The sequence below is a fragment of the Pseudomonas sp. 32_A genome, from assembly GCF_017490905.1.
In the GTDB taxonomy this organism is placed as follows: domain Bacteria; phylum Pseudomonadota; class Gammaproteobacteria; order Pseudomonadales; family Pseudomonadaceae; genus Aquipseudomonas; species Aquipseudomonas inefficax.
In genome coordinates, this window is the sequence record NZ_JAFGYI010000057.1 from 1 (window position 1) to 20,060 (window position 20,060).

The 20,060-nt window shown below is 64.3% G+C and carries 20 protein-coding genes; 11 read left to right on the plus strand and 9 right to left on the minus strand.

The window, feature by feature from the left end:
- Nucleotides 1–168: 168 nt before the first annotated feature.
- Nucleotides 169–696 carry a lactoylglutathione lyase gene (gene gloA / locus J5M58_RS23920; RefSeq protein WP_112252724.1) on the minus strand — a complete coding sequence of 176 codons (528 nt, stop codon included), beginning with the start codon at nucleotides 694–696 and terminating at the stop codon, nucleotides 169–171.
- A gap of 225 nt (nucleotides 697–921) precedes the next feature.
- The gene (locus J5M58_RS23925; RefSeq protein ID WP_112252723.1) at nucleotides 922–1,281 is read right to left on the minus strand and encodes a histone-like nucleoid-structuring protein, MvaT/MvaU family; all 360 of its coding nucleotides are present in this window, start codon (nucleotides 1,279–1,281) and stop codon (nucleotides 922–924) included.
- Nucleotides 1,282–1,641: 360 nt separating this feature from the next.
- Here J5M58_RS23925 and J5M58_RS23930 point away from each other — a divergent pair, with 360 nt between their 5' ends.
- A complete protein-coding gene (locus J5M58_RS23930; protein WP_112252722.1) occupies nucleotides 1,642–2,931 on the plus strand; it encodes an OprD family porin in 1,290 nt (429 codons plus the stop codon).
- 67 nt (nucleotides 2,932–2,998) lie between these two features.
- Nucleotides 2,999–3,748 (plus strand): precorrin-6A synthase (deacetylating), encoded by a 750-nt coding sequence (gene cobF / locus J5M58_RS23935; RefSeq protein ID WP_112252721.1) that lies wholly within the window; start codon nucleotides 2,999–3,001, stop codon nucleotides 3,746–3,748.
- A gap of 120 nt (nucleotides 3,749–3,868) precedes the next feature.
- Here the strand turns inward: cobF and J5M58_RS23940 are convergent, their stop codons facing one another.
- On the minus strand, nucleotides 3,869–4,219 hold the full coding sequence (locus J5M58_RS23940; protein ID WP_112252720.1) for a response regulator: 351 nt from the start codon (nucleotides 4,217–4,219) through the stop codon (nucleotides 3,869–3,871).
- A 247-nt stretch (nucleotides 4,220–4,466) separates the two neighbouring features.
- Here J5M58_RS23940 and J5M58_RS23945 point away from each other — a divergent pair, with 247 nt between their 5' ends.
- Genes J5M58_RS23945 through J5M58_RS23965 form a run of 5 tightly spaced genes read left to right on the plus strand, consistent with a single transcriptional unit; the run spans nucleotide 4,467 to nucleotide 10,966 of the window.
- Entirely contained in the window at nucleotides 4,467–7,934 is a 3,468-nt protein-coding gene (locus J5M58_RS23945; RefSeq protein ID WP_207879851.1) for a response regulator, read from the plus strand.
- Nucleotides 7,931–8,752: a protein-glutamate O-methyltransferase CheR gene (locus J5M58_RS23950; RefSeq protein WP_003259474.1), complete on the plus strand. Its 822-nt coding sequence runs from the start codon at nucleotides 7,931–7,933 to the stop codon at nucleotides 8,750–8,752. The genes J5M58_RS23945 and J5M58_RS23950 overlap by 4 nt, the downstream gene beginning before the upstream one ends.
- A complete protein-coding gene (locus J5M58_RS23955; RefSeq protein ID WP_207879853.1) occupies nucleotides 8,749–9,324 on the plus strand; it encodes a chemotaxis protein CheB in 576 nt (191 codons plus the stop codon). Before J5M58_RS23950 ends, J5M58_RS23955 begins: the two co-directional genes overlap by 4 nt.
- Entirely contained in the window at nucleotides 9,318–10,544 is a 1,227-nt protein-coding gene (locus J5M58_RS23960; protein WP_207879855.1) for a hybrid sensor histidine kinase/response regulator, read from the plus strand. Before J5M58_RS23955 ends, J5M58_RS23960 begins: the two co-directional genes overlap by 7 nt.
- A 44-nt stretch (nucleotides 10,545–10,588) precedes the next feature.
- Nucleotides 10,589–10,966, plus strand: a complete 378-nt coding sequence (locus J5M58_RS23965; protein ID WP_112252716.1) for a response regulator — start codon at nucleotides 10,589–10,591, stop codon at nucleotides 10,964–10,966.
- A gap of 110 nt (nucleotides 10,967–11,076) precedes the next feature.
- Here J5M58_RS23965 and J5M58_RS23970 read toward each other — a convergent pair whose 3' ends face one another.
- The 3 genes from J5M58_RS23970 to J5M58_RS23980 are packed head-to-tail and all read right to left on the minus strand — an operon-like array spanning nucleotide 11,077 to nucleotide 13,717.
- The gene (locus J5M58_RS23970) at nucleotides 11,077–11,658 is read right to left on the minus strand and encodes a TetR/AcrR family transcriptional regulator (RefSeq protein ID WP_207879857.1); all 582 of its coding nucleotides are present in this window, start codon (nucleotides 11,656–11,658) and stop codon (nucleotides 11,077–11,079) included.
- Nucleotides 11,659–11,670: 12 nt separating this feature from the next.
- Nucleotides 11,671–12,519 carry a 3-hydroxybutyryl-CoA dehydrogenase gene (locus J5M58_RS23975; protein ID WP_207879859.1) on the minus strand — a complete coding sequence of 283 codons (849 nt, stop codon included), beginning with the start codon at nucleotides 12,517–12,519 and terminating at the stop codon, nucleotides 11,671–11,673.
- Between the two features lie 13 nt (nucleotides 12,520–12,532).
- The gene (locus tag J5M58_RS23980; protein ID WP_112252714.1) at nucleotides 12,533–13,717 is read right to left on the minus strand and encodes an acetyl-CoA C-acyltransferase family protein; all 1,185 of its coding nucleotides are present in this window, start codon (nucleotides 13,715–13,717) and stop codon (nucleotides 12,533–12,535) included.
- A gap of 168 nt (nucleotides 13,718–13,885) precedes the next feature.
- On the opposite strand from J5M58_RS23980, the gene J5M58_RS23985 reads away from it, so the two are divergent.
- A complete protein-coding gene (locus J5M58_RS23985; protein ID WP_207879861.1) occupies nucleotides 13,886–14,896 on the plus strand; it encodes an AraC family transcriptional regulator in 1,011 nt (336 codons plus the stop codon).
- A gap of 130 nt (nucleotides 14,897–15,026) precedes the next feature.
- Here the strand turns inward: J5M58_RS23985 and J5M58_RS23990 are convergent, their stop codons facing one another.
- Nucleotides 15,027–15,464 carry a carboxymuconolactone decarboxylase family protein gene (locus J5M58_RS23990; RefSeq protein ID WP_112252712.1) on the minus strand — a complete coding sequence of 146 codons (438 nt, stop codon included), beginning with the start codon at nucleotides 15,462–15,464 and terminating at the stop codon, nucleotides 15,027–15,029.
- A 198-nt stretch (nucleotides 15,465–15,662) separates the two neighbouring features.
- Here J5M58_RS23990 and J5M58_RS23995 point away from each other — a divergent pair, with 198 nt between their 5' ends.
- Together J5M58_RS23995 and J5M58_RS24000 are read left to right on the plus strand one after the other, a co-directional pair.
- Nucleotides 15,663–16,121: a nucleoside deaminase gene (locus J5M58_RS23995; protein ID WP_112252711.1), complete on the plus strand. Its 459-nt coding sequence runs from the start codon at nucleotides 15,663–15,665 to the stop codon at nucleotides 16,119–16,121.
- Nucleotides 16,118–17,314, plus strand: coding sequence for a cyanate transporter (locus tag J5M58_RS24000; protein ID WP_112252710.1), 1,197 nt, complete (start codon nucleotides 16,118–16,120; stop codon nucleotides 17,312–17,314). The genes J5M58_RS23995 and J5M58_RS24000 overlap by 4 nt, the downstream gene beginning before the upstream one ends.
- Here the strand turns inward: J5M58_RS24000 and J5M58_RS24005 are convergent.
- Together J5M58_RS24005 and J5M58_RS24010 are read right to left on the minus strand one after the other, a co-directional pair.
- The gene (locus tag J5M58_RS24005) at nucleotides 17,307–18,740 is read right to left on the minus strand and encodes a PLP-dependent aminotransferase family protein (RefSeq protein ID WP_207879863.1); all 1,434 of its coding nucleotides are present in this window, start codon (nucleotides 18,738–18,740) and stop codon (nucleotides 17,307–17,309) included. The two genes, J5M58_RS24000 and J5M58_RS24005, sit on opposite strands and share 8 nt — an antisense overlap.
- A gap of 185 nt (nucleotides 18,741–18,925) precedes the next feature.
- Nucleotides 18,926–19,264 (minus strand): hypothetical protein, encoded by a 339-nt coding sequence (locus J5M58_RS24010; RefSeq protein ID WP_112252707.1) that lies wholly within the window; start codon nucleotides 19,262–19,264, stop codon nucleotides 18,926–18,928.
- A gap of 195 nt (nucleotides 19,265–19,459) precedes the next feature.
- Here J5M58_RS24010 and J5M58_RS24015 point away from each other — a divergent pair, with 195 nt between their 5' ends.
- Nucleotides 19,460–20,041 (plus strand): flavin reductase family protein, encoded by a 582-nt coding sequence (locus J5M58_RS24015; protein WP_207879865.1) that lies wholly within the window; start codon nucleotides 19,460–19,462, stop codon nucleotides 20,039–20,041.
- The last annotated feature ends 19 nt before the right edge of the window (nucleotides 20,042–20,060 follow it).

Sequence of the window (20,060 nt, forward strand, 5' to 3'; positions counted from 1 at the left end):
GGGGGAATCGGGGTGGGGCATCACGCTGGCGGTGATGGTGTGCTTGCGATATTCACAGTGAAGAGATTGCATCGTCCTTACCTCGCTGTGGCATGTGAAGCAGTTACCTTCATATACCACAGCAAGGGGCCGGGAGTTCCCGGCCCGACGAGCGAGCCGCGATGACGCTCAGCCTTTGAGCTCGGTCGGCTGGATGACTTCGACCCAGTAGCCGTCCGGGTCCTTGACGAAGGCCAGGTGGTTCATGCGCCCGTCCTGCAGGCGCTTCTGGAACGGCACATCCAGGGCCTCGAAGCGCGCGCAGGCGGCGCGTACGTCCGGTACCGAGATGCAGATGTGGCCAAAGCCGCGCGGGTCGGTGTTGCCGTTGTGGTAGGTGAAGTCGGCATCGTTCTCGGTGCCGTGGTTGTGGGTCAGCTCCAGCACACCGGGGATCGACTTCATCCACTGGTGGCGTTCGCTGTCATCGGCCGGGATCTGCGCCGGGTCGACCAGGGCCAGGAAGTACAGGCTGAAGGCAGCTTCGGGGAAGTCGCGCTTGTCCACCAGGCGGAAGCCCAGCACGCGGGTGTAGAAGTCCAGGGACTTCTCGATGTTCTTGACCCGCAGCATGGTGTGGTTGAAAACGAACTGGGCGGTGGCGGTGTCCGGTTGGGCGGTGACGCCAGGCAGGGTTTGCAGATCGTGCAGGCTCATGGGAACTCCTGAGACGGGGCCGGGCGCAGGGCACCGGCAAAACAGACAGGCTGGCCATGATACGGCAGTGTGCCGATTGCGCAAATGAAAGCGCCCTGCACGAGGCAGGGCGCTGGAATTAGAGGCCCGCATGTGCGGGCGCGTGATGGGGTCGCTAGTCCTTTAGCTGTCTCGATACTGAGCCAGCCCTTGTGAAAAAAGTGTGAAGTACGTGTGGACGTTTCATCAGCGTACCCAGCTTTCTACCGTGGCGGCTCCGTATTGTTCTTTCCAGGCCTTGAGCCCACGGTGGTTGCCGCCTTTGGTCTCGATCCGCTCGCCGGTGTGCGGGTTGGTGTAAACCTTCACCACGCGCGCGCGGCGCTGTTGCTTGGGTGCTGCGCTGGAAACCCGGGTCACTGCCTTCGGGTCGAGGATGGCGATGATATCGCGCAGGCTCTTGTCGTAGCTTTTCATCAGGCCGACTAGTTTCTGCTCGAATTCGATTTCGCGTTTGAGGCCGGCATCCTTTTTCAACGCTTCCAGTTGCGCCATCTGTTCCTGGAGCGCTTTTTCGGCAGCACGAAACTCTGCAAGTCTGGACACTGTAATCACTCCTGTACGTCGGTCGTGGCAGGGCGTGACGAACATTGAAGAAGAATAAAAACGCCGGCCACGCGGGTGGGTTCCGCTGTTCGCTGATATCGAGTGTAGTCATTCGCGGGTATTGGGTAAACTGCAAACTTTTTGTAAGTAAGCCGGGAACTTTCCTAGTTTTGCGTGCGGTATTGTCCGGTTTTTCCGAGGTTGCCTTGCGGCGCGCTTAGACCATGGTCCAATGGCCCGTGCCAGAGCCATCGCGCGATAATTTCAGATGATGGCCGGCTATTGTTCGGCCCCCTCGCAGTACCGTGGCCAACCCGTGCCACAGGTTGTTTACTCGCCTTATTCTGGATGTTTTCTCCCATGTTTGCCCCTTTCCCCCTCGCCCCCGGGCGTCGTGTTGCCGGCCTGTTCCTGTTGTGTGCCGGCGTCAATGCCCAGGCCGCCGGTTTTCTTGAAGACAGCAGTGCAAAGGTCGAAGCACGCAATGTCTATTTCAACCGGGATTTTCGTGACGGCCACAGCAGTTCCAGCCAGGGTGCGTCCAAGCGCGAAGAATGGGCACAAGGTTTCATCCTCAATGTGCAGTCGGGTTATACCCAGGGACCGGTAGGTTTTGGCGTGGATGCGCTGGGCATGTTCGGTTTCAAACTTGACTCCAGCCCGGCGGACAGTAACAGCGGCCTGTTGCCGTCTTCCGGCCACGACCCGCGCCACTCGGCGGACCAGTACGCGAAGATGGGCCTGGCGGCCAAGGCCAAGGTTTCCAATACCGTGCTCAAGTACGGTTCGATGATGCCGGATGTGCCGCTGCTCAAGTACAACGATGGCCGCCTGCTGCCGACCATGTTCCATGGCGCCATGCTCACTTCCGAAGAAGTGCGCGACCTGAAGTTCACCCTGGCCCGCCTGGACAAGTACACCGCACGGGATTCCACTGACCGCCAGGACATTCGCGTGCATTGCAAGAACAAGCGCTATGCCTGCGATATCGAGGCTGACCACTTTGACCTGGCCGGTGTCGATTACCGTTTCAACGAGCGCTTCAGCGCCCAGTACCAGGTGGCCAAGCTGGAGAACATCTACCGCCAGCACTTCCTCGGCATGGTGGCCAGCCAGCCATTGGCGTTGGGCACCCTGTCGGCAGACCTGCGCTTGATCAAGAGTGATGACATCGGCAATGCCCGAGCTGGCGAAATCGACCATCGCGCCTTCAGCGGCATGCTCGGCTACAGCCTGGGTGGCCACAAGCTCAGTGCCGGCTGGCAGCGCATGTATGGCGACAGTGCCATGCCGTACCTGGATGGCAGCAACCCGTACCTGGTCAACTATGCCCAGGTCAACGACTTTGCCGCTGCCCAGGAGCGCTCCTGGCAGGTGCGTTATGACTACGACTTCAAGGCCCTGGGTGTGCCCGGGCTGACCTTCTTCACCCGATACATCAACGGTGACAATATCAAGGTGCCGGGCAGCACGGCCGAAGGTAAGGAGTGGGAACGCGACACCGAGTTCAAGTACCAGGTGCAAAGTGGCACGTTCAAGGACGTCAGCGTGCGCCTGCGTAATTCCACTTACCGCAGCAACTATGAAAAGTGGGCGCGTGACATGGATGAGACGCGGGTCATTGTCAGCTACAACTTCTCCATCTTCTGACGGGTTGCTTTGCCAAATATCGGCAGCCACCTGACAATGGCTGCTGGTTCCCGCACAGGGCAGGGCAATGAAAGACCTGTTGTTGATCGGCATCGGCCCGGGTGACCCGCGCCAGGTCACCTACGAGGCGGTCGATGCGCTGCGCCAGGCCAGCGTGTTCTTCGTGCTCGACAAAGGCGGCGACAAGGACGAACTGGTGCGCCTGCGCAAGGCCATTGTGCAACGCTACCGGCCCGAGGGCGGCTACCGCCTGGTGCAGGTGGCCGACCCTGCTCGCGATGGCCAGGCGGATGATTACCTGGGCGCGTTGCAGGACTGGCACCGGCAGCGTGCTGCGCTGTATGCCCAACTGATCGAGCAGGAGGTCGGCGACGGTGAAACCGGCGCCTTTCTGCTGTGGGGCGAGCCGACGCTGTACGACAGCACGCTGCGCATCCTTGGCCTGGTCCGTGAGCGTGGTGTAGCGCTGCGCCTGCAGGTAATTCCGGGCATCAGCAGCGTGCAGGCGTTGGCAGCGCGTCATCAGGTGCCGCTCAATCGTGTCGGTGAGCCGCTGACCGTCTTGCCAGGGCGGCGCCTGGCCGGGCAGGGGCAAATCGACAATGTGCTGGTGATGCTCGACGGACAGTGCGCGTTTGCGCGGCTTGATGACCCGGCGCTGATGATCTACTGGGGTGCTTACCTGGGCACCGCGGATGAGGTGCTGATTGCCGGGCCGTTGCAGGCGGTGAAGGCACAGATACTCGAAGTGCGTGAGCGGGAGCGGGCGCGCAAGGGGTGGATCATGGATAGCTACCTGTTGCGCCGGGAGCTGTGAGGTGTACAGCCTGTTCCGGCCCCTTCGCGGGTAAACCCGCTCCCACAGGTACAGCGCCAGCTTCAGGGCTGCGCGTTCCCTGTGGGAGCGGGTTTACCCGCGAAGCAGGCGTCACCGATTTCATGGGCTACCCAGAATGGCCTGCACCTTCTCCCGCAACTGGTCGATACTGAACGGCTTGCCGATCAGGTGCATGCCCTCCGGCACATCGAAACTCTCGGCATAGCCACTGGCGAACAGCACCGGCAACAGCGGCCGCAGTTCGCGCGCCTTGCCCGCCAGCTCTTCGCCGCGCATGTCCGGCAGCCCCACGTCGGTCACCATCAGCGCCAGCTGCTGGCCCGGGTCCTCGAGAATGCGCAGCGCCGCACTGGCATGCTCTGCCTCGATGACCTTGTAGCCCAGTTCGTCGAGCACTTCGACCATCAGCATGCGTACGATGTCGTCGTCTTCGACTACCAGAAGGTGCATGGTTCGGATCCTGTACGAATGAATGTCTTTAATCTGTGCTCCGGATGGCAGCAGAAGTTCCCGAGGATACCGGGCCCTGCAATCAGATGGAACGATTGGCGCACGCTACCTTCAAATACTGGCTAAATGCCCTGCCAGACCCGGCAAAGCTGGTTAGACTCGCTTAACAGGACGGCGCAGTGGCAGATAATGACAAAGACTGATCCGCCACACTTTTCAATGGACTTTTTAGCTCGGGCGTTTTCACATGATTCAAGCAGCCTCGATGGACCAGCGAAGCTTCCGCAAGCTGTTGAGCCGCAACGTTGGCCTGCCACTGGGGGTAGGCCTGCTGGGGGCCGTGGCCTTCGTCGCGGTGATCAACTACCTGCTTTCCGCCTTGCAATGGGTCGAGCACACCGACCGGGTGATCGGCAATGCCAACGAAACGGTCAAACTGTCGATCGACATGGAAACCGGCATGCGCGGCTTCCTGATCACCGGCGACGAGCGTTTCCTCGACCCTTACGAGGTGGCCAAACCGCGCATTATCGACAGCCTGCAGAGCCTGCGCGGCATGGTTGGCGACAATCCGCAACAGGTCGAACGTATCGACCGCCTGATCGCCTTGCAGCAGGCCTGGAATGCCTTTGGCAGCCAGATGATCGAGCTGCGCCGCAACGAGGGTGATTACCGCGCCCTGGTCGGCAACGGCCGCGGCAAGCGCCTGACCGACGAGATCCGCAAGGAGTTCGACAACCTGATCAGCAGCGAACAACAGTTGCGCATGACGCGCAACGAGAGGGTCAACAGTGTGACCGTCACGGTCATGTCGGCCTTCGTGCTGTTCATTGTTGGCCTCAGCGCTTTGCTGGCCTACCTCGGGCGGCGCGACCTGGTGGCGCTGTCGACTACCTATGATGAAAATTTCCAGGCCCAGCAGCGCGCGGCCGAGGTCCTCGAGCACCAGGCCTGGCTGCGCAACGGCCAGACCCAGCTGGCCGAACAGGTGCTGGGGCAGCTGACCCTGCCCATGCTCGGTGACAATATCCTGCGCTTCTTCGGCGCTTACCTGGGCAGCGTGGTGGGCGCGGTGTATGTGCGTGACGAGCACGGCCGCCTGGTGCGCGTGGCCAGCTATGGCCTGGATGCCGAGGAGCAGGCTCGCCAGCAGGTGCTGGGCGACCACGAGGGCCTGTTGGCCCAGGCCGTGCGCGAAGGGCGGCTGCTGCGCCTGGACGACTTGCCGGAAGGCTACTTCCACTTCAGTTCTGGCCTGGGCCGCGGCCAGCCGCGCAGTGCCTTGCTGATGCCAGCCCGCGACGACGGGCAGATAAACGGCATCGTCGAGCTGGGCTTCCTGCGGCCGTTGCAGCAGCGTGACGAGGAACTGCTGCAGCAGGTCGGTGGCAACCTCGGCATTTCCATCGAAAGCGCCCGCTACCGGCAGCGCCTGCAGGAAGTGCTGGCCGAGACCCAGCAACTGAACGAAGAGCTGCAAGTGCAGCAGGAAGAGCTGAAAACCGCCAACGAAGAGCTCGAAGAACAATCCCGCGTGCTCAAGGAGTCCCAGGCCCACCTGGAAACCCAGCAGGCGGAACTGGAGCAGACCAACGAGCAGCTGTCCGAGCGCACCGAAGCGCTGGACCGCAAGAACGACGAGCTGCTGCATGCCCAGGACGAACTGCAGGCGCGCGCCGATGAGCTGCAGCGTTCGAGCAAGTACAAGTCCGAATTCCTCGCCAACATGTCCCACGAGCTACGCACGCCGCTGAACAGTTCGCTGATCCTGGCCAAGCTGCTGGCGGAGAACGGCGAGGGCAACCTCAGCGACGAGCAGGTCAAGTTCGCCGAATCCATCTACTCGGCCGGCAACGACCTGCTCAACCTGATCAACGACATTCTCGACATCGCCAAGGTAGAAGCCGGCAAGCTCGAAGTGCGCCCCGAAAACACCCAGGTGGAACGCCTGGTCGAAGGCCTGCGCGGCATGTTCGAGCCGCTGGCCGGGCACAAGGGCCTGGCCTTCGAGGTGACCACCGAGGCGCAGGTGCCGGCCACGCTGTTCACCGACCGCCAGCGCCTGGAGCAGATTCTCAAGAACCTGCTGTCCAACGCCATCAAGTTCACCGAGCGCGGCCAGGTCAGCCTGAACATCGGCTACCAGCCCGACCACGGCATCGTCTTTGCCGTGCGCGATACCGGTATCGGCATTGCTGTCGACCAGCAGGAGGCGATCTTCGGCGCCTTCCACCAGGTCGATGGCACCAGCAACCGCCGCTATGGCGGCACCGGCCTGGGGCTGTCCATTTCCCGCGACCTGGCGCACCTGCTGGGCGGACAGATCAGCGTCGACAGCAGCCCCGGCCAGGGCAGCGTATTCAGCCTGATCCTGCCGGAGCGCTATGAGCGCGTGGGGCAGGACATCGAACCGCTCAGCCTGCGCCCGGCCGTCGATACCTTGCCACCCGCGCCGCAGGTGCCGGTGGCCGCAGCGCCGAAACGGCCGCAGCCGGCGTTTGCCGACGACCGCGAGCAAGCGCCGTTCGGCAACCGCTGCATCCTGGTGATCGAGGACGAACCGAATTTCGCCCGCATCCTCTTCGACCTGGCTCACGAACTGGGTTACAGCTGCCTGGTGGCGCAGGGCGCCGACGAAGGCTTCGAGCTGGCCGTCCAGTACATCCCCGATGCGATCCTGCTGGACATGCGCCTGCCTGACCATTCCGGCCTGACCGTGCTGCAGCGCCTGAAGGAACAGGCCAATACCCGGCACATCCCGGTGCACATCATTTCCGTGGAAGACCGGGTCGAGGCGGCCATGCACATGGGCGCCGTCGGCTACGCGGTCAAGCCCACCAGCCGCGAAGAACTCAAGGAAGTGTTCGCCCGCCTGGAAGCCAAGTTGACTCAGAAGCTCAAGCACATCCTGCTGGTGGAGGACGACGACCTGCAGCGCGAAAGCATCGCCCGCCTGATCGGTGACGACGATGTCGAGATCACCGCCGTGGCCATGGCCCAGGATGCCCTGGCGTTACTGCGCGAGAATATCTACGACTGCATGATCATCGACCTCAAGCTGCCGGACATGCTCGGCAACGAGCTGCTCAAGCGCATGACTGCCGAAGACATCCGGGCTTTCCCGCCGGTGATCGTGTATACCGGGCGCAACCTGACCCGCGAAGAAGAAGCCGACCTGCTCAAGTACTCGCGCTCGATCATCATCAAGGGCGCCCGCTCGCCGGAGCGCTTGCTCGACGAAGTGACGCTGTTCCTGCACAAGGTCGAGTCGCAGCTGTCCAACGAACGCCAGCGCATGCTCAAGACCGCGCGCAGCCGCGACAAGGTATTCGAAGGCCGCAAGGTGTTGCTGGTGGACGACGATGTACGCAACATCTTCGCCCTGACCAGCGCGCTGGAGCACAAGGGCGCGATCGTCGAAATCGGCCGCAATGGGCGCGAGGCCATCGAGCGCCTGGAGCAGCATGACGACATCGACCTGGTGCTGATGGACGTGATGATGCCGGAAATGGACGGCTTCGAGGCCACCCGGCTGATCCGCCAGCAAGCCCGCTGGCGCAAGCTGCCGATCATCGCCGTGACCGCCAAGGCGATGAAGGATGACCAGCAGCGTTGCCTGCAGGCCGGCGCCAACGACTACCTGGCCAAACCGATCGACCTGGACCGCTTGTTCTCGCTGATCCGAGTGTGGCTGCCGCAACTGGAGCGAATTTGACTAGCGAACGTAACACCGATATCGAAATCCGCCTGCTGATCGAGGCCATCTACCTCAAGTACAGCTACGATTTCCGCAATTATTCCGGAGCGTCGATCAAGCGCCGGATCCTGCATGCGCTGCGTCAGTTCGACTGCCTCACGGTGTCGGCGCTGCAGGAGCGCGTGCTGCACGACCCTGGCATGTTCATGCAGTTGCTGCAGTACCTGACGATCCCGGTCAGCGAGATGTTCCGCGACCCGGGGCACTACCTGGCGCTGCGCAACGAAGTGGTGCCGCTGCTGCGTACCTGGCCGTCGATCAAGGTGTGGATTGCCGGCTGCAGCACGGGCGAGGAGGTGTATTCGATGGCCATCCTGCTGCGCGAGGAGGGCCTGCTGGAGCGCACCATCATCTACGCCACCGACATCAACCCGCATTCGCTGGACAAGGCCAAGCAGGGCATCTACTCGATGCAGAGCATGCGCGAATACGCCGAAAACTATCGCATTGCCGGTGGCCGGCGGGACTTTGCCGAGTACTACACGGCGGCCTACGGCAACGCCATCATGGACAGCACCTTGCGTGACAACGTGACCTTCGCCGACCACAGCCTGGCCACCGACAGCGTGTTTTCCGAAACCCAGCTGGTGTCGTGCCGCAACGTGCTCATCTACTTCAACAAGGAACTGCAGGACCGGGCCCTGGGCCTGTTTCACGAATCCCTTTGCCACCGCGGCTTCCTGGTGCTGGGCAGCAAGGAGTCGGTGGACTTTTCCGCTTACAGCGAGCGCTTCGAGCCGCTGGTCAAGCCCGAACGGATCTACCGCAAGTCATGAAAGGCGTGCACGCGGTGGTGATCGGCGCCTCGGCGGGCGGCGTTACGGCGCTGTTCAGCGTGCTGGGCGCGTTGCCGGCCGGCCTCGGCATTCCGGTGATATGCGTGCTGCACCTGCCGGATGACCGCCACAGCCAGCTGGCCGAGGTGCTGCAGCGCCGCCTGCAGCGGCCAGTGTGCGAGGCCCGTGACAAGCAGCCGCTGCGCGCCGGGCAGATCTACGTGGCCGGGCCGGGTTATCACTTGTCGGTGGAGCGTGACCTGACCCTGTCGTTGAGCCAGGAGCCGCCGGTGCACTTTTCCCGGCCGGCGATTGACTACCTGTTCATGTCGGCCGCCGATGCCTATGGTGCCGGCCTGTTGGGCATGCTGCTCACCGGGGCCAATGAGGATGGCGCCGAAGGCCTGGCCTATATCAAGCACAATGGGGGCCGGACCGTGGTCCAGGACCCTCGCGACGCACAGGTGGCGCTGATGCCGGAGGCCGCCCTGGCCCTGCACCAGCCCGACCATATTCTTTCTCTGAGTGGCATCGAGCAATTGCTCGCGGCCCTGGAACACAGCGCATGCTAAGCCACACCATCGCCAAACTGCTGATCGTCGACGACCTGCCAGAAAACCTGCTGGCCCTCGACGCCCTGATCCAGGGCCAAGACCGCGAGGTGCATCAGGCCCAGTCGGCCGAGGCAGCGTTGTCGCTGTTGCTCGAGCACGAGTTCGCCCTGGCCATCCTCGATGTGCAGATGCCGGGCATGAACGGTTTCGAACTGGCCGAGCTGATGCGCGGCACGGAAAAGACCCGCAACATCCCCATCGTGTTCGTCACTGCCGCCGGACGCGAGATGAACTACGCGTTCAAGGGTTATGAAAGCGGCGCGGTGGACTTTCTGCACAAGCCGCTCGACACCTTGGCGGTGAAGAGCAAGGTGTCGGTGTTCGTCGACCTGTACCGCCAGCGCAAAGTGCTCGACCGCCAGTTGCAGGCCCTGGAGCGCAGCCGCCAGGAGCAGGAACAGCTACTGGCCCAGCTGCAAGCGGCGCGCAGTGAACTGGAGCATGCCGTGCGCATGCGCGACGACTTCATGTCGATCGTGTCCCACGAAGTGCGCACTCCGCTCAATGGCCTGATCCTGGAAACCCAGCTGCGCAAGCTGCACCTGGCACGCGGCAACCTTGCCGCCTTCAGCGGCGACAAGCTGCAGGCCATGGTCGAGCGCGACGAGCGGCAGATCAACAGCCTGATCCGCCTGGTCGAAGACATGCTCGATGTATCGCGCATCCGCACCGGCAAACTGTCCCTGCGGCCCAAGGCGTTCGACCTTGGCCTGCTGGTACGTGGCCTGGTGGAGAACTTTGCCGCCCAGGCCAGTGCACTGGACACCCAGATCGAGTTGCAACGCTGCGAGCCGCTGCAGGGCGAGTGGGACGAGTTTCGCATCGAGCAAGTGCTGGCCAACCTGTTGTCCAATGCCTTGCGTTATGGGGAGCGCAAACCGGTGCAGGTGCGGGTGTTCGAGCAGGACGGCCTGGCCTGCGTGCAGGTGCAGGACCATGGCATCGGTATCTGCGCGGCCAACCAGCAGCGCATCTTCCAGCAATTCGAGCGGGTCGCCACCCAGCAGGCCAGTGGTGGGTTGGGCCTGGGGCTGTACATATCGGAGCAGATCGTCCAGGCCCATGGCGGGCGCATATTGGTGGAAAGTGAAGAGGGCAAAGGCGCCACCTTCACCTTGCAATTGCCACTGGCAACCTGCGAACAACAAAACGACCAGGCGCGGGCAACCTCTGCATGAACCTGGGGTCTGATGGCCAGCTGTAAATATTTCAAGGCGTTGACATGAGTGAAGATGCACAAGATGTAGTGCTGGTGGTCGAGGACGAACCGGCGATTCGCATGATCCTTCGTGATTACCTGGCAGGCGAGGGCTACCACGTGCTGGTGGCCGAGGATGGCGAGCAGGCGTTCGCGATCCTGGCAAGCAAGCCGCACCTCGACCTGATGGTCACTGACTTCCGCTTGCCGGGCGGGATTTCCGGGGTGGACATTGCCGAGCCGGCGGTGAAGTTGCGGCCGGACCTGAAGGTGATCTTCATCAGCGGCTACCCGGCGGAGATCCTCGAGTCCGGCAGCCCGATCACCCGCCGGGCGCCGATCCTGGCCAAGCCGTTCGATCTGGATACCTTGCACGAGCAGATCCAGGCACTTCTGCGCTAGCCTGCACCGGCCCTTTCGCGGGTAAACCCGCTCCCACAAGAGCTGTGCAAACCTTGAGACTTGCACTGTTCCTGTGGGAGCGGGTTTACCCGCGAAAGGGCCGGAACAGGCTAGCGCAGGGTCCGCTCCAGCCCACCCACCAGCATGCTTTCCATCAACCCCAGCCCTTGTTCCTCGGGCAAGGCCTTCAGCAACCCCGGCAACTGGTTCAGCAGCGTCGCTACCACATGCGCCGTGGCCACCAGGGCTTCCCCCTGCAACTTCGCCTGCGGTGCGATCAACCTCAGCAACCCCGCCTCATAGCGCTTGCGCAACAAGGCCAGGCGCGCCTGCTGGTCGTCGTTCAGGCAACAGAAGTCACGCTCCGCCAGGCGAAACTGCATGGGCCGCTCGGCATGCAGCTGCCAGTGCGCGGCAATCAGGCAACTCAACGCCGACGCCCCGCGAGCCATGGCCCGGCGGCCTTGGTCCAGGGTGGCCTGCAACTCCTCGTACAACTCCTCGATCAGGTCGTACAGCAAGTCCTGCTTGCTGGGAAAGTGGTGGTACAGCGAGCCCGCGGTAAGCCCCACATGGGCCGCCAGCTCACGCATGCTGACCTGACCGAAGCCCTTTTCGGCAAACAGCGCCATGGCCCGGTCACGCCGCTCTTCAAAGTTGGCACAGCGCATCGCGGCATTGACCGGGGGCATGGTGTTCGCTCCTCAATAGGTGAAGAAACCGCGGCCGCTCTTGCGCCCCAGCCAACCGGCCGCGACCATTTCCTTGAGCAGCGTGGCAGGGCGGTACTTGCTGTCGTTGAAGCCTTCATGGAAGGCCTCCATGATCGCCAGCAGGGTGTCCAGGCCGATCAGGTCGGCCAGGGCCAGCGGGCCGATCGGCTGGTTGCAGCCCAGGCGCATGCCGGTGTCGATGTCCTCGGCACTGGCCAGGCCTTCCTGGCGCACGAAGATCGCTTCGTTGATCATCGGCACCAGGATGCGATTGACCACGAAGCCCGGGCGGTTGCCGGCGGTGATCGGGGTCTTGCCGACCTTTTCGGTCACCACCAGTGCCTGGGCATAGGTGCTGTCGCTGGTCTGCAGGCCGCGGATGATCTCGACCAGCGCCATCATCGGCACCGGGTTGAAGAAGTGCACGCCAATGAAGCGCTCGGGGTGCTCGATGCTGGCCGCCAGCTGGGTGACCGACAGCGACGAGGTGTTGGTGGCGATCAGGCAGTCGGCGGCGACGTTGGCGGCTACCTGCTGCAGGATGCGCTGCTTGAGCTGCAGGTTTTCGGTCGCGGCCTCGATCACCAGCTGCGCGCCGCTGAGCTGGGTGTAGTCGGTGCTGGTGCGGATACGCGTTTTCGCGGCCGCAGCCTTGTTCGCATCGAGGGTGCCTTTGCTGACCTGGCGCTCGAGGTTCTTGCTCAAGGTGGCCACGCCGCGCTCCAGCGCCGCGTCGGAAACGTCCACCAGCAGCACCTGGTAGCCGGCCACCGCGCATACCTGGGCAATGCCGTTGCCCATGGTGCCAGCGCCGATCACGGCAATCTGTTCAATGCTCATGTGTCAGGTTTCCTCAGACGCGCTCGAAGACTACGGCGATGCCTTGGCCGCCGCCGATGCACATGGTGGCCAGGGCGTAGCGGCCCTGGATGCGCTGCAGCTCATGGATGGCCTTGGTGGCGATGATCGCGCCGGTGGCGCCCACCGGGTGACCCAGGGAAATGCCCGAGCCGTTGGGGTTGACCTTTTCCGGGTCGAAGCCCAGTTCGCGGGCCACTGCGCAGGCCTGGGCGGCGAACGCTTCGTTGGACTCGATCACATCCAGGTCCTGCACCTTCAGGCCGGTCTTCTCCAGCACCTTGCGGGTGGCCGGGATCGGGCCCAGGCCCATCAGTCCAGGCTCGACGCCGGCGTGGGCATAGCCCACCAGGCGTGCCAGCGGCTTCAGGCCCAGGCGGCGCACCGCATCACCACTGGCCAGTACCAGGCCGCCAGCGCCGTCATTGATGCCACTGGCGTTGCCGGCGGTAACGGTGCCGTCTTTCTTGAACACCGCCTTCATCCCTGCCAGCTGTTCGGCGGTCACCTCGCCACGTACATGCTCGTCAGTGCTGAACTGCACGCTGCCCTTGCGGGTTTTCAGTTCCAGCGGAACGATCTGGCTGGCGAAGCGGCCTTCGGCAATGGCGCGGGCAGCGCGGCGCTGGCTGGTCAGGGCCAGTTCGTCCTGCATTTCGCGAGTAATGCCGTGCTTGGCCGCAACATTCTCGGCAGTGATGCCCATATGGAAATGTTCGAACGGGTCCTGCAGCACACCGACGGTGTAGTCGATGCCTTGCAGGTCACCCATGCGGGCGCCCCAGCGGGCCTGCGGCAGCAGGTACGGGCCACGGCTCATGGATTCGGCGCCCGCCGCCACGGCTACATCTGTGTCGCCCAGCAGCAGGCATTGGGCCGCCGAGACAATGGCCTGCAGGCCCGAGCCGCACAGGCGGTTGACGTTGAATGCCGGGGTTTCCTTGGGAATGCCGGCGTTCATTGCCGCTACGCGGGCCAGGTAGGCGTCACGCGGTTCGGTGGGGATCACCGTGCCCATCACCAAGTGGCCGATTTGCTCGGCGGCCACGCCCGAGCGCTCAATGGCGGCACGGGTGATGGCGCTGGCCAGGTCGGCCAGCGGCAGGTCCTTGAGGGAACCGCCAAAGCCACCAATGGCTGAACGGACGGCACTGACGACGTAGATTTCTGCGCTGCTCATAGGGGCTCCGATTGCGAAGGCATGGCGGGACCGGGCCAGGCTCTGCGAGAATGGCCGGCGATCCCGGAGTGGGACCGAGTCTAGGCAAAGGCACTGTTGCAGCCTATGCCGGAACTGTTCAGACAACCTGGCACTTTTTGCCACTCAGCATAGACAGCGAAAACCGCCATGCGCGATAGCGATTCGGTCGCCGTGTACTTCCTCAATGCCATGCTCCACGCCCTGCGCGACTGCCCCGCCGAACGCGATGCGCAGCTGCGTGCGGTGGGCATCGACCCGCAACTGCTCCAGCAGCCCCAGGCCCGTGTGCCGGCCAAGGCCTTCGCCCAGCTGTGGCTGGCGCTGATCCAGCGCCTGGACGACGAGTTCTTCCGCCTCGACAGCCACGGCATGCCGCCGGGCAGTTTCGCGCTGATCTGCCGGGGCCTGATCCTGGAGCCGAACCTGGAAAAGGCCTTGCGCCAGTGCATGGGCGGTTTTGGCTTGTTCCTGCGCGATTTGCGCGGCAGCCTGACGGTGCGTGGCGGGCGGGCGCTGATCAGCGTGCAGTCGAGCATCGCCGACCCGCTGACCCGGGTGTATGCCGAGGAAACCTACCTGGTGCTGATGATCGGCATGCTGTGCTGGCTGGCCGGGCGGCGGATTGCCATCGACCGCACCGAGTTGGCGGTATCGCGCCCGGCCCAGGAGGACGACCTGCTGCTGTGGGGGCCGGACCTGCGCCTGGGCAGCGGGCGCACCGAGGTGGAGTTCGACAGCGCCTACCTGCGCCTGCCGGTGGTGCAGGACCTGGCGGCCTTGAAGATCTTCCTGCGCAGCGCGCCGCAGGGGCTGGTGATTCGCTTTCGCAACCAGAACGGGCTGGTGGCCGAGGTGTACCGACACCTGCGGGCGCGGCGCTATGGGCAGTGGCCGACGCTGGCGGCGTTGGCGCAGCAGCAGGGGGTCAGTGCCAGTACTTTCCGTCGGCAGCTGGAGCGGGAGGGGCGTTCTTACCAGCAGATCAAGGATGAGGTGCGCCGGGCAATGGCCTTCGAGCGGCTGCGCGAAGGTGAGCTGAGCATTGCCGAGATTGCCGAGCAGACGGGGTTTCAGGAGCCCAGTGCGTTTCACCGGGCGTTCAAGAAGTGGACCGGGCAGAGCCCCGGCAGCTACCGGGCGCGGTTGGCCGGGCGTTGAGCTGTTGCCTGTACCGGCCTCTTCGCGGGTAAACCCGCTCCCACAGGTACAGCGCAACTTTCAGATTCCGTGGGGGTCCTGTGGGAGCGGGTTCACCCGCGAAGAGGCCGGCACAGGCAGTCAAGAGTGATCAGGCCGGCACCATGGCAAACCCGACCCCAAAGCGGTTCCAGGCATTGATGGTGGCAATTGCCAGGGTCAGGTTGGCCACCTCGGCCGGCTCGAAGTGTGCCTGCAAGGCTTCATATTCTCCCTGCGGCGCACCGTGCTCGGGCAGCCGAGTCAGGCTTTCCACCCAGGCTAGCGCAGCACGCTCGCGCGGGGTGAAGTAGGCGGTGTCCTGCCAGACGCACAGTGTCTGCAGGCGTGCCTCGGTCTCACCGGCCTTGCGCGCATCGTTGGCGTGCAGGTTGACGCAATAGGCGCAGCCGTTGATCTGCGAAGCTCGCAGGCGCACCAGTTCCAGCAGGGAATTCTCCAGGCCGCTCTTGGCCAGGGCCTGCTCCAGGCCGACCATGGCTTTGTAGGCCTCGGGGGCGTGCTTGGCCCATTCGATACGGTTGTGCATGGCTGTCTCCAAAGGGTGTGGGGTGGGGATGGCGCTACTGTAGCGCCGCCCGTTGGCCTGCCCGATAGCCAATCGCGCGCATAAGCGGGAGGCCAATCGACCATTCTGGAGGCCACTGACAGGCATCCAATCTCTTCATTTCTGCCAGGCCGCCCAAGGCCGGATAATGACCAGGTCTTGCAACAGGAGAACCGATTCATGTCCGAAGAACGCTACATGCGCGAAGCGCTCGACCTGGCCCGCGCCAACATCAAGGCCGGTGGCCGGCCCTTCGGCGCTGTGCTGGTGTACCAGGGGCAGGTGCTGGCGCGTGCGGTCAACGAGATTCACAGCACCCAGGACCCCACCGCCCACGCCGAGATGCAGGCCATCCGCAAGGCCAGCCACGCCCTGGGCCAGGCGCGCCTGGATGGCGCCGAGATCTACGCCACCGGCCACCCGTGCCCGATGTGCCTGGCGGCCATGCACCTGTGCGGCATCGAGCGGGCCTGGTTTGCCTACGACAACGCCGAGGGCGAACCCTACGGCTTGTCCACTGCGGCGGTATATGCACAGATGGCTCGCCCGCCTCAGCAGCAGAGCCTGCCGTTGCGCGCCTTGAAGCCCAGCGGCGAGGCCGGTCTGTACCTTGAATGGAAACAGGCCAACGCACAATGAGAGCGGCATTGAACCTGTTGCTGGTCATGCTGCTGGCACTGAACCTGCGGCCGATACTGACCAGCATCGGCCCGTTGCTCGAACCCATGCGCGCCAGCACTGGCCTGGGTTACCAGCAGGCGGCGTTGCTGACGGCGTTGCCGGTGCTGTGCATGGGCCTGGTGCCCTTGCTGCAACCCTGGTTGCGGCGCTGGATCAGTGAGCATGGCGGCATGCTCGCTGGCCTGTCAGCCATTGCCCTGGCTTGCCTGTGGCGCCTGCAACTGGACAGCGCCTGGGCGCTGATTGCCAGTGCGGTGGTCGCCGGCCTGGGGGTGGCGGTAGTGCAGGGCATGATGCCGGGGCTGGTCAACCGCTGGTTCCCCGGCCGCCTGGCGGGGGCGATGGGCCTGTATTCGGCAGCGCTGATGAGCGGCGGCGGCCTGGCCGCCGTGCTCGGGCCACACATCAGTGGCTACTTCGGCCACTGGCAGGTCGGCCTGGGCCTGTGGGCGATCCCGGCAGTGCTGGCGGTGCTGGCCTGGGCCGTGCTGCGGCCACGCCAGGAGGCGCCGAAGCTGGCCGGTGCCACCGGCGGGCACTGGTTCGGTACGCGCAGGGCTTGGTTGCTGGCGCTGTACTTCGGCTTGATCAATGGAGGTTACACCAGCATGGTGGCCTGGTTGCCGGCCTATCACATCGAGCATGGCGGCAGCGCCCAGGGCGGCGCCGACCTGGTTGGCCTGATGACCATCTTCCAGGTGGCCGGCGCACTGGGCTTGCCGCTATTGCTGCGGCGCTGGGCAGACCGGCGCCCGGGCCTGTGGCTGGCCCTGGCGATCCAGCTGGCGGGTTTCCTCGGCCTGCTGCTGGCACCCACGCTGGCCGCAGGGCTGTGGGTGGCGATGATCGGTTTCGGCCTGGGTGCCTGCTTCAGCCAGAGCCTGACGCTGACCCTGGAGCACCTGAAAACGCCTGCCGAGGCTGGCAGCCTGGCGGCGTTCGTACAGGGCATCGGCTTCATCATCACCGGCATCGTGCCGTACATTACTGGCTGGTTGCGCGACGCGAGCGGTGATTTCCAGGCCTCCTGGACGCTGCTGACCGTGACCGTGGTGGCGATGCTGGTGGTTACCGCGTGCTTCAACCCACGCGGTTATGCTGCGGCGATTGCCCGCCCGGTAACGGCGGGCAAGGCCGCGCCGGTCAACTGAGGCGCTGCAGGGTGTCGCGCACCCGGTCCAGCGCCGGGTCGATGTCCAGCAGCTCGATGGCGCCGAAGCCCAGCAACAGCCCAGGGCGCACTGGCGCTTCGCTGAAGAACGGCGCCAGCGAGTACAGGCCGACCTCCACCTTGCGTGCGAGGTTGGCCAGCAGCTCGACATCGACCCCAGGTTTGGCCAGGGCGCTGAGGTGGAAGCCGGCGCTGGCGGGGATGGCGCTGAACCACGGTGCCAGGTCGCCACCCAATCGCGCGAGGATGCGTTCGCGACGGGCGCTGTAGACCTCGTGGCAACGGCGGATGTGCTTGTTCAGGTGGCCTTCGCCGAGAAAGCGCGCCAGTGCCCACTGCAACAGGGTCGGGCTGTGCCAGTCGCTGAGGTGCTTGGCCACGCAGGCGGCCTTCAGCACGGCGGGCGGCAGTATGGCGTAGCCCAGGCGCAGCTCGGGCAGCAAGGTCTTGGAAAAGGTCCCCACATAGGCCACCAGGCCATGGCGGTCGAGGCGCTGCAACGCGTCTGCGGCTGGCTCGTGGTAGCGGAACTCGCAGTCGTAGTCGTCTTCGATGATCAAAGCACCCAGCTCGGCGGCCCGTGCCAGCAGGGCGTGCCGGCGTGGCTCGCTCATCGGCATGCCCAGCGGGAACTGGTGCGAGGGCGTCACGTAGATCAGCCGGGTGCCGTCGGCGATCTGTTCCACGCACAGCCCTTCATCGTCTACCGGTACCGATTGCAGTCGCGCGCCCAGGGCCAGGAACAGTTGCCGAGCCGGCGGGTAGCCGGGGTCTTCCATGGCCACCTGGCAACCTGGCTCGACCAGTACCCGGGCGATCAGGTCCAGAGCCTGCTGGGCACCGTTGCACACCAGCAGGTCGGCGGCGCTGCAGTGCACGCCGCGGGCGTAGGCGATGTGATGGGCGATGGCCTCGCGCAGCTCTGGCAGGCCCTGGGCCGGGAACTGCCGCTCGGGGTGGCGCTGGCTGCAGCGCAGGGCATGGTTCAGGCAACTGCGCCACTGGTCGAACGGGAACTGCGCCTTGCTCGAGGCCCCGCCGATGAAGTCGTAACGCGAGGGAGCCTCCAGCTGGCGTTGGCTCAGCACGGTGGCGCGCTGCTGCCAGCGCTCGAGCGACGCGGCACCGGCCAGGGGAGTGGTGGTCGATTCGCTGCTGCGCAGCGGCTGGCGCGGGGTGATGAAGGTGCCCCGGCCGACCACGCCGCTCAGCAGGTTGTCGTAGGTCAGCCGGGAATAGGCCTCGGCGACGGTCTTGCGCGACACGCCCAACTGCTCTGCCAGCAGGCGGCTGGGCGGCAGTTGGGTGCCGGCGGCCAGGTGGCCGCTGTCGATACCGGCGCGCAGTTGCTGGTAAAGCTGGTCGGCCAGGCCTTTGCGGCCTTCCAGGCGAATGTGCAGTTCCATGGAGCGGTCCGGAGCGGGGAAGTGCTCAGGATAGCGGATTGGCTTTGTAGGAGCGGCCTTGTGTCGCGAAAGGGCTGCGTAGCAGCCCCGGCGATATCTGCGTTCAGGCTGAATTCCCGGGGCTGCTGCGCAGCCCTTTCGCGACACAAGGTCGCTCCTACAAGAGCTAGACCGCAAGCTGATGCTCAGATCCGGGCAGTACTCACCGTGATGTAGCCCTTGTCCGCCAGCGCGATACGTATCACCGTCTCGTCCGCCGGCGCCTTGCGGTTGCGCTTGATGCGCACGCCTTCCACTGCAGCCGCTTTCATATGCTCGCTAATGGCTCGCCCTTTCGGGTCGAAGAACACCTCGCTGGCCAGCAACTCGATACGCTCGATCAGTTGCCGGGAGCGTTCATCGGTGGCGCAGAAGAACATCACCCCCGACAAGTGGGGGTCTTGTTCCGGGTTGCTGATGTCATGGGCCAGCAGTTCGCGCAGGGTACTGCGCAATTCGGCGGTGGGGCGGGAGTACAGGTGCATGCGGAGCCTCCTCTGGATCGCGACCTTGCGTCATCCAGTGCCGATCATGTTTTCAGTAGGCAGGGGCAACAAGTAGGACGCATCCGAGCGGTGCGTAGGGCTTTTCTGAAGATACCGGAATGACACCCAAGCTGGCGGGAGGACGGCGCCTGCGGCACAATCTGCCGCCCGCTATCCGCCTTGCCGAGGATTGTCATGAACAGCCATTTCCAAGCCGTCGACCTGCAAAAGGCCTATCGCCTGCTGAACCACGGGCCGACGGTGCTGGTGTCGGCCAGCCACGAAGGGGTGGACAATGTGATGGCAGCTGCCTGGGCCTGTGCGCTGGATTTCGACCCACCCAAGGTGACCGTGGTGCTCGACAAGACCGCCCGCACCCGGCAGTTGGTGGAGGGCAGTGGCTGGTTCGTGATCCAGGTGCCAACCGCGGCGCAGGCGCAGCTGACCCATCAGGTGGGTACCCGCAGCCTGTTCGACCAGCCCGACAAGCTCGCCAACATTGGTGTGCAGCTGGCGCGGGTCGAGGGGCATGCAGCGCCATTGGTGGAGGGCTGCTCGGCCTGGTTGATGTGCCGGGTGATCGACGAGCCGCACAATCAGAACACTTACGACCTGTTCATTGGCGAGGTGGTAGCGGCCTGGGCCGATGACCGGGTGTTCCGTGATGGCCACTGGGCCTACGAGCATGCCGACCCGCAGTGGCGCAGCCTGCACTATGTGGCGGGCGGGCATTTTTATGCGATAGGCGAGCCGGTGGTGGTCGATCCGCAAAGTTGATTACACCTGCCCCGGCCTC

Bases quoted from the DNA above. Each gene is read 5' to 3' on its own strand.
- gloA (WP_112252724.1), bottom strand. From the start codon at position 696: ATGAGCCTGCACGATCTGCAAACCCTGCCTGGCGTCACCGCCCAACCG.
- J5M58_RS23930 (WP_112252722.1), top strand. From the start codon at position 1,642: ATGTTTGCCCCTTTCCCCCTCGCCCCCGGGCGTCGTGTTGCCGGCCTG.
- cobF (WP_112252721.1), top strand. From the start codon at position 2,999: ATGAAAGACCTGTTGTTGATCGGCATCGGCCCGGGTGACCCGCGCCAG.
- J5M58_RS23940 (WP_112252720.1), bottom strand. From the start codon at position 4,219: ATGCACCTTCTGGTAGTCGAAGACGACGACATCGTACGCATGCTGATG.
- J5M58_RS23945 (WP_207879851.1), top strand. From the start codon at position 4,467: ATGATTCAAGCAGCCTCGATGGACCAGCGAAGCTTCCGCAAGCTGTTG.
- J5M58_RS23955 (WP_207879853.1), top strand. From the start codon at position 8,749: ATGAAAGGCGTGCACGCGGTGGTGATCGGCGCCTCGGCGGGCGGCGTT.
- J5M58_RS23960 (WP_207879855.1), top strand. From the start codon at position 9,318: ATGCTAAGCCACACCATCGCCAAACTGCTGATCGTCGACGACCTGCCA.
- J5M58_RS23965 (WP_112252716.1), top strand. From the start codon at position 10,589: ATGAGTGAAGATGCACAAGATGTAGTGCTGGTGGTCGAGGACGAACCG.
- J5M58_RS23970 (WP_207879857.1), bottom strand. From the start codon at position 11,658: ATGCCCCCGGTCAATGCCGCGATGCGCTGTGCCAACTTTGAAGAGCGG.
- J5M58_RS23975 (WP_207879859.1), bottom strand. From the start codon at position 12,519: ATGAGCATTGAACAGATTGCCGTGATCGGCGCTGGCACCATGGGCAAC.
- J5M58_RS23980 (WP_112252714.1), bottom strand. From the start codon at position 13,717: ATGAGCAGCGCAGAAATCTACGTCGTCAGTGCCGTCCGTTCAGCCATT.
- J5M58_RS23985 (WP_207879861.1), top strand. From the start codon at position 13,886: ATGCGCGATAGCGATTCGGTCGCCGTGTACTTCCTCAATGCCATGCTC.
- J5M58_RS23990 (WP_112252712.1), bottom strand. From the start codon at position 15,464: ATGCACAACCGTATCGAATGGGCCAAGCACGCCCCCGAGGCCTACAAA.
- J5M58_RS23995 (WP_112252711.1), top strand. From the start codon at position 15,663: ATGTCCGAAGAACGCTACATGCGCGAAGCGCTCGACCTGGCCCGCGCC.
- J5M58_RS24000 (WP_112252710.1), top strand. From the start codon at position 16,118: ATGAGAGCGGCATTGAACCTGTTGCTGGTCATGCTGCTGGCACTGAAC.
- J5M58_RS24005 (WP_207879863.1), bottom strand. From the start codon at position 18,740: ATGGAACTGCACATTCGCCTGGAAGGCCGCAAAGGCCTGGCCGACCAG.
- J5M58_RS24010 (WP_112252707.1), bottom strand. From the start codon at position 19,264: ATGCACCTGTACTCCCGCCCCACCGCCGAATTGCGCAGTACCCTGCGC.
- J5M58_RS24015 (WP_207879865.1), top strand. From the start codon at position 19,460: ATGAACAGCCATTTCCAAGCCGTCGACCTGCAAAAGGCCTATCGCCTG.